This is a genomic window from Xenorhabdus littoralis, assembly GCF_033949345.1.
Classification (GTDB): Bacteria; Pseudomonadota; Gammaproteobacteria; order Enterobacterales; family Enterobacteriaceae; genus Xenorhabdus; species Xenorhabdus littoralis.
On record NZ_VCDP01000080.1, the window covers coordinates 1 to 10,232 of the forward strand.

Annotated in this window: 13 protein-coding genes; 10 read left to right on the forward strand and 3 right to left on the reverse strand. The window is 39.5% G+C overall.

Going from position 1 to position 10,232, the window contains the following annotated elements; translation table 11 throughout:
* The 4 genes from FE394_RS16690 to FE394_RS16705 all read left to right on the forward strand — a co-directional run.
* Positions 1 to 1,095: phage tail protein (locus FE394_RS16690; RefSeq protein ID WP_419836356.1), on the forward strand; the 1,095-nt coding region annotated here is incomplete at its 5' end.
* On the forward strand, positions 1,092 to 1,598 hold the full coding sequence (locus FE394_RS16695; protein ID WP_319927483.1) for a phage tail protein: 507 nt from the start codon (positions 1,092 to 1,094) through the stop codon (positions 1,596 to 1,598). The genes FE394_RS16690 and FE394_RS16695, both read left to right, overlap by 4 nt.
* On the forward strand, positions 1,595 to 3,022 hold the full coding sequence (locus FE394_RS16700) for a phage late control D family protein (RefSeq protein WP_319927484.1): 1,428 nt from the start codon (positions 1,595 to 1,597) through the stop codon (positions 3,020 to 3,022). Before FE394_RS16695 ends, FE394_RS16700 begins: the two co-directional genes overlap by 4 nt.
* 69 nt (positions 3,023 to 3,091) lie before the next feature.
* The gene (locus tag FE394_RS16705; RefSeq protein ID WP_319927485.1) at positions 3,092 to 3,328 is read left to right on the forward strand and encodes an ogr/Delta-like zinc finger family protein; all 237 of its coding nucleotides are present in this window, start codon (positions 3,092 to 3,094) and stop codon (positions 3,326 to 3,328) included.
* 172 nt (positions 3,329 to 3,500) lie between these two features.
* On the opposite strand, the gene FE394_RS16710 is transcribed toward FE394_RS16705, so the two are convergent.
* Complete coding sequence (locus tag FE394_RS16710) at positions 3,501 to 3,719, reverse strand: HP1242/YdcH family protein (protein WP_319927486.1); 219 nt, start codon at positions 3,717 to 3,719, stop codon at positions 3,501 to 3,503.
* 268 nt (positions 3,720 to 3,987) lie between these two features.
* On the opposite strand from FE394_RS16710, the gene eco reads away from it, so the two are divergent.
* From eco to FE394_RS16725, 3 genes are all read left to right on the forward strand, one after another.
* Positions 3,988 to 4,461, forward strand: a complete 474-nt coding sequence (gene eco / locus FE394_RS16715; RefSeq protein ID WP_319927487.1) for a serine protease inhibitor ecotin — start codon at positions 3,988 to 3,990, stop codon at positions 4,459 to 4,461.
* Positions 4,462 to 4,715: 254 nt separating this feature from the next.
* Positions 4,716 to 5,411: an aquaporin Z gene (gene aqpZ, locus FE394_RS16720; RefSeq protein ID WP_319927488.1), complete on the forward strand. Its 696-nt coding sequence runs from the start codon at positions 4,716 to 4,718 to the stop codon at positions 5,409 to 5,411.
* A gap of 104 nt (positions 5,412 to 5,515) precedes the next feature.
* Complete coding sequence (locus tag FE394_RS16725; protein ID WP_319927489.1) at positions 5,516 to 5,971, forward strand: GNAT family N-acetyltransferase; 456 nt, start codon at positions 5,516 to 5,518, stop codon at positions 5,969 to 5,971.
* A 90-nt stretch (positions 5,972 to 6,061) separates the two neighbouring features.
* Here the strand turns inward: FE394_RS16725 and FE394_RS16730 are convergent, their stop codons facing one another.
* Positions 6,062 to 7,282, reverse strand: a complete 1,221-nt coding sequence (locus FE394_RS16730) for an MFS transporter (protein WP_319927490.1) — start codon at positions 7,280 to 7,282, stop codon at positions 6,062 to 6,064.
* Positions 7,283 to 7,404: 122 nt separating this feature from the next.
* On the opposite strand from FE394_RS16730, the gene FE394_RS16735 reads away from it, so the two are divergent.
* On the forward strand, positions 7,405 to 7,995 hold the full coding sequence (locus tag FE394_RS16735; RefSeq protein ID WP_319927491.1) for a TetR/AcrR family transcriptional regulator: 591 nt from the start codon (positions 7,405 to 7,407) through the stop codon (positions 7,993 to 7,995).
* A 352-nt stretch (positions 7,996 to 8,347) separates the two neighbouring features.
* On the opposite strand, the gene FE394_RS16740 is transcribed toward FE394_RS16735, so the two are convergent.
* Positions 8,348 to 8,965, reverse strand: coding sequence for a TetR/AcrR family transcriptional regulator (locus FE394_RS16740; protein WP_319927492.1), 618 nt, complete (start codon positions 8,963 to 8,965; stop codon positions 8,348 to 8,350).
* 97 nt (positions 8,966 to 9,062) lie between these two features.
* Between FE394_RS16740 and FE394_RS16745 the strand changes: the two genes are divergently transcribed.
* Entirely contained in the window at positions 9,063 to 9,824 is a 762-nt protein-coding gene (locus FE394_RS16745; protein ID WP_319927493.1) for a DJ-1/PfpI family protein, read from the forward strand.
* A gap of 99 nt (positions 9,825 to 9,923) precedes the next feature.
* Positions 9,924 to 10,130, forward strand: a complete 207-nt coding sequence (locus FE394_RS16750; protein ID WP_319927494.1) for a hypothetical protein — start codon at positions 9,924 to 9,926, stop codon at positions 10,128 to 10,130.
* Positions 10,131 to 10,232 lie beyond the last annotated feature (102 nt).

Consider the following 10,232-nt stretch of genomic DNA (forward strand, 5'->3'; position numbering starts at 1 on the left):
TGGGACAGTATCAAGTCAGGACTGTCCCAGAAATGGCAGGCAATGAGCCAGTATGTTTCCACGGTTTGGGAAGGGATTAAAACTTCACTAAGCAACGTCTGGGAACCGGTAAAACAGCATGCATTGGAAGCATGGGAGAATATTAAAACTTACCTCTCTGAAAAATGGGAAAGTATTAAGCAGAGTGTTTTTCTGGTATGGGAAAGTATAAAAAATATCATCAAAGGTGCTTGGGAATCAGTAAAACTTAGCGCGATGGAATATTGGGAGAGTATTAAAACTTCCTTGTTAGAAAAGTGGGAATTACTTAAACAAGGTGTTGTTGAAAAATGGGAAAGTATAAAGGCAACAATCAGTGGTGTCTGGGATGCTGTTTCTAAAAATACATTGGAAGTTTGGGGAAATATTAAAAAATCCATCTCAGATAAGTGGGATGAAATTGTCAATAATATTAGTGAAATTCCGGAGAAATTAAAAAAATCCGGTGCTGATATGATTGAATCCTTGATAAATGGCATTAATGAAAAATGGGAAGAATTGAAAGGGAAGTTTTCTAAAATTACTGACCTGTTTAAATTCTGGAAATCAGATAATGAGGAAATAAAGCAGAAAATAACAGTAGCTCAGGAAATAACAACCAATAATGGAACAGGGGTTAAACAGACTGTTAATCTTCCACCTTATGACAAAGGCGGTTTAATTTCTGCTGGTGAATATGGAATTGTTGGTGAGCATGGCCCTGAAATTATCAGTGGGTCAGCGAATGTGACCAGTAGGGTAAAAACGGCGCAGTTTGCGGCCTTGGGACTTGCCGTCAGCTCAATGTCGTTGCCTGTAGCGGCACAGGATGCGCCGTTACATGCCCAAAGCCTGCCAGCTCACGCTTATGAGGAAGTTCAGGCAAAACAGATGCGGAGCCAACCACAGCAGCAATCCGGTGCGGCACCACAATATAACATTTATGTCTATGGCTCTCAGGGACAGTCTGCACAGGATATCGCCCGTATGGTCAGACAGGAACTGGAACAACGGGAACGTATGCAGCAAGCCCGTATGCGTAGCTCACTTTCTGACAGAGGAGAAGATTTCTTATGATGGCTGCACTTGGTTTATTTGTTTTTATGTTGAAAACCACGCCTTACCAAAGTTTTCAATATAAACAAAGCTGGAGACATGCTTTTAATAGCCGTGTGGGAGCACGGCCTGCATGGCAATTTATTGGTCCGGATAACGATACAATAACGTTGTCGGGAGATCTTTATCCTGAACTGACTGGTGGCTCTCTTTCACTGGCGGCATTGAAATTGATGGCCGACAGTGGCAAAGCATGGTCTTTGATTGATGGCAGCGGCGCAATCTACGGCATGTTTGTCATTGAAAGCATTGATGAGACGAAAACGGAGTTTATGTCAGGCGGAGCGGCAAGAAAAATCAGTTTTACACTGACTTTACGGCGTGTTGATAACAATTTGTTTGAAATGTTGGGCGATTTACAGGATCAGCTTTCTGACATGAAGAACAAATTGCCTAAATCTCTGGATGATCTTTCGAAACTGAAGGATGAGGGCATGAAAAAAATTAAAGGATTCCTCCCATGATGGATTTGAAACAATTTATGCCAAAAACGGATTGGGTTCCCCAATTTGATTTAGTCACTGGTAAAGAAGGGGCACCAGCTTTTCGTCTGGAGACTAATAACAAGGATATCACAGGAAAAATCCAGTCACGTTTGATGTCTTTGACACTGACAGATAACCGTGGTTTTGAAGCAGATCAGCTCGATCTCGAGCTGGATGACTCAGATGGCAAACTTGATCTGCCTTCCAGAGGGGATATCCTGACATTGGAATTAGGTTGGTACGGGCAGGCCCTGACACCAAAAGGTAAATTTGTAGTTGATGAAATCGAACATAGCGGTGCGCCTGACAGGCTCACCGTTCGTGCCCGTAGTGCGGATTTACGTGGTGAGCTGAATGCTAAGCACGATAAGTCTTATCATAAGCAGACGATAGAGAGCGTTGTCAGTACGATAGCGGTAAAAAATAAATTGAAATTTCTAGTCGGGAAGGAATTGAAAGATATTATTGTGCATATCGATCAGACCAATGAATCTGACTTGAGTTTTTTAACTCGTCTGGCACAGCAAGAAGGAGCAATTGCCTCCATTAAAAATGGAGTATTGCTGTTTATTCTCCAAGGGCAAAATAAATCATCAAGTGGTGAAGAGCTTCCGGTGGTTGAGATTACCCGTCAAGCTGGTGATAGTCATCGGTTCTCACTCTCTGATCGCGATGCTTATACTGGTGTTGTGGCGAAATGGTGGAATATTCGTACTGCCTCTGAACAGACAATTGAGTATCAGCGGGAGGAATCGAAAAGCCTGAAAATTGATGTATCCGTTAGTTATAGCGGCGGGAACGGATCTTCGGATGAAGACTCACGGAAGGAGGATAAAAAGGAAGACGATAACAAAAAAGATAAACCAAAAGGAAGAGGAAAACTTGATGCCTTGAAGGATGCGGCAAAAGCAGGGAGTACGATTTTAAACCTCCCAGCTTCAATGGGGTTACTGAACGCGAAAAGTGGTGGTGGGGGTTTGAGTTTCGATGGCAGTCTTTCTTATGAGTCAGAAGAATCATCATCACTTAAATCCCATCAAACAACCACAACCCAGCAGATAGCACAAAAATATATGTCAGGCGCAAAGGGAAATGTTTTAACACTTTCCCGCATATACCACAACAAGGAAGACGCAACGCGTGCTGCTGAGGCTGTTTGGCTAAAAATGCAGAGAAGGTCTGCAAAGTTTGCAATCACTTTAGCGAAGGGACGGGCAGACCTTTATCCTGAAATGCTGGCTAAAATTGATGGATTCAAGGAAAAAATCGATGGCATGGACTGGACGATAGTGAAAGTGACTCACAATCTTAATGACAGCGGGTTTACCACCACATTGGAGCTTGAAATTAAGATTGATGGGGTTGTGGCTGAAAAACCGAAAGATCCCGAAATAAAAACTTGATCTCAACATGAGATCTTTGGTATATTGTTCACCAGACGAGATGGTGTTATTTCAAGAAAGGTGAACAATATGATTAAGTGTCCTCTGTGTAGTCAGTCAGCGCATACTCGTAGTAGCTTCGAGCATTCAAGCGAAACAAAGGAACGCTATAACCAATGTCAGAACATCAATTGTGGAGCAACGTTCGTCAGCCATGAAACCTTTGTACGTTTCATTTCTAAGCCAGGTGAAGTCCAGAATGTCACGCCACATCCAAAGGCGAAAACTAAGAGACAACCTCGGCAGAAAGTGGCTGCCGCCCAGTAATTAATGGGAAAAAATTAATGGTAAAACCATAAATAACAAAAACCATTGCTCCAGTTTTTGCCACCGTTATGGTGGCTTTTTTGTGTATATTGAGTTAGATGGTGTTCTCTAAATGAGAACTTTATATGACGCCCACTTGTTAATAAAGTAGGCGTTAAAACTATTAGCAGTGTTACTTCAGAGATTCAGACTGCAAAATCCGTTGCATTTCATCTTTGACGTGTAGTTTTTCTTTTTTCAGACGCACAACTTTATCGTTGTAGCCCGTTCCATTTGGGCCTTCAAGTTGCACTATTTCTTGGTCAAGTCGATTGTGTTTTTCAAACAAGGATTGGAAACGGGGATGTGATTCTCTCAGATTGGATACTAAATCGCGATGTTCTGGAAACATAAGACCTCCTATACGAAATTTACTACCACACCGTATGAGTGTAGCAGCCCATTGTAATATCAGATTTGAGAGATATCACATAAAAAAGATCTGGTAAGCTTTGTGTACTTAACAATTATTAATAAAAGTTAATAGTCATTTTTGGGAGTAAATTTTATCTTTATGGAATGGTGTTAAAAATCAGTGTATTGCCAAAAAAACATAATTTACCTCAGTCTTTTTGTTGTTATGATTCAATCTCCTTTTTAAATATATTCAGAGGTGATATATGAAAAAATATCTATTTCCTTTAGCTGCTTTGATGGTCTCGACTTCTGTTTTTGCTGACAAAAAACTAGAAGATGTAGCTCCTTATCCTGCTGCTTCTAAGGGAATGGCTCGTAGCGTGATTGAGCTTCCTCCCCTGGAGAATGAAAACAACTATAGAGTTGAGTTGATGATTGGCAAGGATATGAAAGTAGACTGTAACAACCATTGGTTTGGTGGCCAGTTGAAGACAGAAGTGCTGGACGGGTGGGGATATGATTATTATGTACTAAACAAAGTCACTGGCCCATTCTCAACGAAAATGGCATGTCACGAACCAGAAACTGTACGCTTTGTACAGGTTCAATTAGGTAAAGATGCGTTTGTACGTTACAACAGCAAATTACCTATAGTGGTATATGCGCCAAAATCGGAGACAGTGAAATACCGTATTTGGCAGGCATCAGATACAGTCAACACAGCAGTAATAAAATAATCTATTGATTAGATAAATCAACAACCTGAGTTTATACCCAACTTAAAGAATTACGGGTGTATATTAAACTCAGGTTGTTTTAGTTATTGCATCTTAATTTTCGAGATATTTTTTAGATACTATTTATCATTAAGTTAACAATATTGTTATCCCTTTCTTTTCTGCCTGTGATTCCTTGCCCATATTTAAAAATACTAACTAAACTGTTTTGGGATTCTATTGCATTCATGCCAATATCATTGAGGAATCGTAGAATGTTTAAAAAATTATCAGCAGAGTTTTTGGGTACTTTTTGGTTAGTGTTTGGAGGATGTGGTAGTGCTGTTTTAGCTGCGGCATTTCCACAGCTGGGGATTGGTTTTGTGGGGGTATCTCTGGCTTTTGGCTTAACCGTGGTAACGATGGCCTATGCCGTCGGGCATATTTCAGGGGGACATTTTAATCCGGCAGTAACGTTGGGATTATTTGCCGGTGGGCGTATTTCTGCAAAAGATGTGATTCCTTATATCATTGCTCAAGTAATAGGAGGGATTGCAGCGGCAGCGGTACTTTACCTTATCGCCAGCGGTAAAAGTGGTTTCGATGCAACAGCAAGCGGTTTCGCGTCTAATGGTTATGGTGACCACTCTCCCGGCGATTTTTCATTACAAGCTGCAATTATTATTGAATTAGTATTAACAGCTTTTTTCTTAATCGTGATCCTGGGAGCAACAGACAAGAATGCGCCGGCAGGATTCGCACCATTAGCGATTGGTTTATCTTTGACTCTTATTCATTTAATCAGTATTCCTGTAACAAACACATCTGTTAACCCGGCAAGAAGTACTGCGGTTGCTATTTTTCAGGGAACGTGGGCATTGGAGCAACTTTGGGTATTCTGGTTGATTCCATTAATTGGTGGCGCTATTGGTGGGTTATTATATCGGTCATTATTACAGAGAAATGATTAATTAACATACTATCATGTTGAAAAGCCGTGCTGTAGCATGGCTTTTTTTATCTTTTTTTATGGTAAATTTCCTTCACAGTTCAACCTATTATTAAAAAGGAAAAAATGATGAAAGAAAATATAACATGGGAAAGAGGTGAATATTGGATTACTACGGATAAAAGCAAGATTGATATTAAATTTGTTCATAGTGAATTAACGCAATTGTTTTGGGCGCGAGGAATAGAATTTGAAAAAGTTCAGACAGCAATAGAAAATAGTTTATGTTTTGCATTATTTCATGGTGATAAAGAGATTGGTTTTGCCCGATTAATCACAGATTTTTCTATGTTTGCCTATCTTTCAGATGTATTTATTATTGATGAATATCAGAAGAAAGGATTAGGACGCTGGTTGGTGGAGTGTATTTTACAGCACCCGGTTATTCCTCATGTACAGCATGTCACCTTGGTAACGTCTACGGCAAGTTGGCTTTATAAAAAATTCGGCTTTGAACCTGTAGTCGAGAAAGATTTTGTCTGGACATTAGATAAAACGAAAATATCCGCCATGCCTAAATAATGATAAAGGGAGGCGGTTATTATCTATTTTTAATAATACCGCCTGCATTGATTGTATTTTTACTAGAAAATACTTTGTAATAGATGGTCATTATTTATCAATGATATTTTTTTCCTGATATAAAGTACGAATGTCGGGTAATAACGTTATTAGGCCAATCAGCGCCATACATCCACCTATCCATAACGGTGCTCTTAACCCCCATCCTAAGCTAATCGAGAATCCGCCAAGAAAAGAGCCAATGACGACACCAAGAGTAATCACTGAGGTGTGAACAGTATTAACAAGTGAGCGGCCATTGGCTGTTCGCATAACACGTGTCACCATAGCTGGATTCATGGTAACGCCCACTAACCCAATACCAATTAGGGCTAAGGCAGCAAGGGATTTTTTATCTGCAAATAAACCAAATAGCAGGAGAAATATGGTCAGGGAAATTAAGCCTATGGTTAAGGTTATAATTGTGTAACGTTCAGACAGCTTTCCGACCACCGTATTGCCTACTATCGTGGCGCTTCCATAGAGAATGAGTAAACAGGCGATCATGTCATCACTATAACCTGATATCTCTTTTAATATTGGAGTGAAATAAGTAAATGCGGCAAAAGTTGCGCCAATAATCAGCAAGCTGGTGGAAAAGACACTCCATAATTTTAGACTTTTTAAGTTATTGAGTTCTGATCGTAAGCTCATTATCGGTGGTTTTGGGATAGCTGGAAGATGAAATATGCTGATGACCCCCGCAATTGTGGCTAACACACCAGTTGTCCAGAAACTTTCTCGCCAACCTGCATATGTGCCTATCAAATTAGCCATTGGCAATCCCAGAATCGTTCCCAACATAATACCGGCAAGCACCACTGAAACAGCCCATCCTCGTTGTTGATCGGGCACAAGTTCTATACAGATTGCAAGTGCGACGCCAAAGAAAGCCCCCGAAACCGCCCCGGTTATGATCCTTGCAATCACCAGCATGGAATATGAGTTTGCCAGCGCTCCAAGAGCTTCGCCAGAGATGAAAGTGATATAGAGGATAATTAATGCGTTTTTGGGTGGTGTTTTTAATAATCCTATGGCTAAAAGTGGGCCACCAAAAGCCATGGACAAGGCATAAAGAGAAACAAGATAACCGATTTGAGAAATGGATACACCGAGGTCATGCGCCATGATTGGCACCATACCCGTGACTTGAAATTCACTGGTTACCATGGAAAAGATACCGATTGTCAGTATATAAATGGCGAAAGGAATTGTTTTTTGCTTCGTTACCGTATGGCAATGATTAACGATGTTGGATTGCATTTTTTCCATGTTATTGCCCTTGGGGGGTTATTGATTAATTTTGTAGTAATGATTACAAAAATATATGACTTGCGAAATGGGATCAAGATATTTATGTTATAGTCACTACAAAAATAACGATGGTATCTATAATGACACTACGAGGACGCCCACGACGCTTTAACCGAGATATTGCGCTTCAACAAGCAATGGAACTGTTTTGGGTTAAAGGCTATGAAGGAACACAGCTTGTTGATCTCACTGCTGCGATGAATATCAATCCCCCGAGTTTTTATGCGGCATTTGGCAGTAAGAAAAAAACATTCTATGCGGCGGTTGAACTTTACATTAAGACTGTCGGTGCTAAAGCAATGGATAAGCTTAATGAAGCTGGCAGCGTACAGGAAAATATTCGGGCAATGTTGGAATGTTCAGTGGATGTTGCCACGTCAAACCGTGCTGGAGGATGTTTACTTATTTTAGGAATAATGAATAACCGGCAAGAAAATGAGGATGTTTATATTTATCTTAAAACAGTGCGTAAAAACACATTGGCATTAATTCAGACACGGTTAGAAAAAGGTGTGTCCGATGATGAAATATCTGCTGATATCGATGTTGGAAAACTGGCATCATATTTTCTTGGAATTATGCAGGCAATTTCATTTCAGGCTCGTGATGGAGCATCGAAAGATGAACTTATGAGTCTGATTCCACCCGCCATGGCAGCAATGTCTTCGTAGCACAATTTATATAGTTGTCGTCTTTCAAGTTGCAGCCTTGTTGGCTGCACTCATTTACCGTTTTTATAAACATACAAATTTCGATTTAAAATAACTTTGTATCTGTACTTCTAGGTGGCGCTTCACGGTTGGTTTACCCAGCCAGTGTTTGATCTGTTCAGCATGATGAACCCGCAGTCTATGCAAAATTAAAGACTTTTCCTGTGCTTGAAGGAAGAGGGATTCTTCATTCATTCATTCATTCAATTAAGCTTGTATACGGGCAAGGTTAAAATGGTGGTTTTGAAAACTGTTTCAATGGCGACAGATGGTATATCACAAAAATTGCTGGTGGGTATTTGATCCTTACCAATCATTCTGCTGACACTGTTACAGGCTCTAAAATCATCCTGACACTACGTACTAGCGGCATTAACGTTACTTCATTTTCACCGGCTCTAGCACGTAGAGAAATCGAATGTAAAATAGCGATAATTAATTGAGCAATAATGTCAATATCCGTATCAGGAAGAAATTCCCCATTATTTTGTGTTTCACTTAGAATTTTTTTTATTTGATCAGTTTGTACCTGAATTACCATTGCAAGATATTGTTGAATTTCAGGTATTTCTACCTCTGCCGCTGCTGTTGATAAAGCCATGCAACCCAACTTTCCGTTTTCACCGGTATATAAATCAATGCAAGCTGTTAAATAACGGGTTATGCGATCAAGGATTGTGTCATTTTCATTTTGTTTTTTAAGTGTATTTTCATAACGTGTGATTGCGATAGTACCAAAATTATCCATAGCTTTTTTATAAATAGCTAACTTATTTCCGAATGCGGCATAGAGACTTGGTTTATTCATCCCCGTTTCGTTTACTAAGTCGTCTAAAGACGTGGCAGTAAACCCTTTGCGCCAAAAGAGAAAAGTAATATTGTTGATGGCTATTTCACTGTCATAAGAACGCGGACGACCCTTTTTTTTCATTTTTTACTACTCGGTAAAATAATCATTTACAGAGTATAAAACAAATGTCATTATTTTACTAACCAGTAAAAAATAAGATTGAGGAAGTGAGGTATCTGTGATTATCAATGAAGCTTACGGTAAGACAACGGAATCAATTATAAAATTAGTTTCCAAAGGCAGGGTAAGCCAAGGTACACCAATTAAGGTTGGTATATTTGTTTGCCCGGGTTTCATGCCAATGGATATTAATGGAGCACAATCTGTTTTTACAATTGCTTCTGCGGAAATCTATTTCATTTGGAAAAAAAGAGAGTTAGTAGAAGGCTTTATTGGTTGGCCGACAATGCCGACAATGACATTTGATGAATGCCCTGATGATTTAGATGTATTGATTGTAGGCATGGTACCTCCTGAAATTGTCAGAGATATGGAAGTGCTTGCATTTTTTGCTAAAAAAGCCCCGAAAACTAAATTTTTAATCGGGACGTGTTACGGAACATTAGTTCTTGGTGCGGCTGGATTATTAGTAAATCGTAGGGCGACCAGTAATTTCAGTGCTGTTTCTATGTTATCAGAATTTGGCGCGATAGCTGTGGAAGGTAGTGGCGTTGTTATTGATGGCAATATTTATACTTCTGGCCCGGCAACAGGCTCGTTTGATGCATCTTTATTAGTACTTAAACAATTAAGAGGTTCTGAGTTTGCGGAACTAGTTGAACTGGCTATTGAATATGATCCACACCCACCATTTAAAACGGGTTCACCACAGCTTGCTGGGCCAGAAATGTCACTAATTTTACAAAGAATGACAGAGGAAATTAACCAGCAATTTTATCATGCAGTACGAGCAGGATTTGCTAGTACCCCAACGTGTTAATTTAACGATCTTATGTTTTCAATATAATATTGAAGTGATTATCACTATTGAAATAGTTTGCTAATATTTTGATATGACCGAAAAATTGAGGAAAGTGATATGAAAATAAACTTAACAATGAATAAAACCGAAATGCAATTTTTCATCGATAATTTAGTTCATCATGGTTCTGATTATTACACGGAACTACGTGATGAATTTAGGTATGACAAAGAAATATCCAGAAACCATGTTCGTAATATTTTTGATGGTGATGGGGTATATTTAGACACAAATGATATTGAGGTAATTATCACCGATAAATAATACCTTTGATAATTTGAGGCGGAAGATGCAAGGGATTGTAACCATGTCCTGCGCGTTGCGCGGGACATGATTTACTCCTATCATTTTATGGCTTTAGCCAGT

Coding starts and splice junctions, on each gene's coding strand:
- FE394_RS16725 (WP_319927489.1), top strand. CDS start 5,516: ATGATGAAAGAAAATATAACATGGGAAAGAGGTGAATATTGGATTACT.
- FE394_RS16695 (WP_319927483.1), top strand. CDS start 1,092: ATGATGGCTGCACTTGGTTTATTTGTTTTTATGTTGAAAACCACGCCT.
- aqpZ (WP_319927488.1), top strand. CDS start 4,716: ATGTTTAAAAAATTATCAGCAGAGTTTTTGGGTACTTTTTGGTTAGTG.
- FE394_RS16700 (WP_319927484.1), top strand. CDS start 1,595: ATGATGGATTTGAAACAATTTATGCCAAAAACGGATTGGGTTCCCCAA.
- FE394_RS16735 (WP_319927491.1), top strand. CDS start 7,405: ATGACACTACGAGGACGCCCACGACGCTTTAACCGAGATATTGCGCTT.
- FE394_RS16730 (WP_319927490.1), bottom strand. CDS start 7,282: ATGGAAAAAATGCAATCCAACATCGTTAATCATTGCCATACGGTAACG.
- FE394_RS16710 (WP_319927486.1), bottom strand. CDS start 3,719: ATGTTTCCAGAACATCGCGATTTAGTATCCAATCTGAGAGAATCACAT.
- FE394_RS16750 (WP_319927494.1), top strand. CDS start 9,924: ATGAAAATAAACTTAACAATGAATAAAACCGAAATGCAATTTTTCATC.
- eco (WP_319927487.1), top strand. CDS start 3,988: ATGAAAAAATATCTATTTCCTTTAGCTGCTTTGATGGTCTCGACTTCT.
- FE394_RS16740 (WP_319927492.1), bottom strand. CDS start 8,965: ATGAAAAAAAAGGGTCGTCCGCGTTCTTATGACAGTGAAATAGCCATC.
- FE394_RS16705 (WP_319927485.1), top strand. CDS start 3,092: ATGATTAAGTGTCCTCTGTGTAGTCAGTCAGCGCATACTCGTAGTAGC.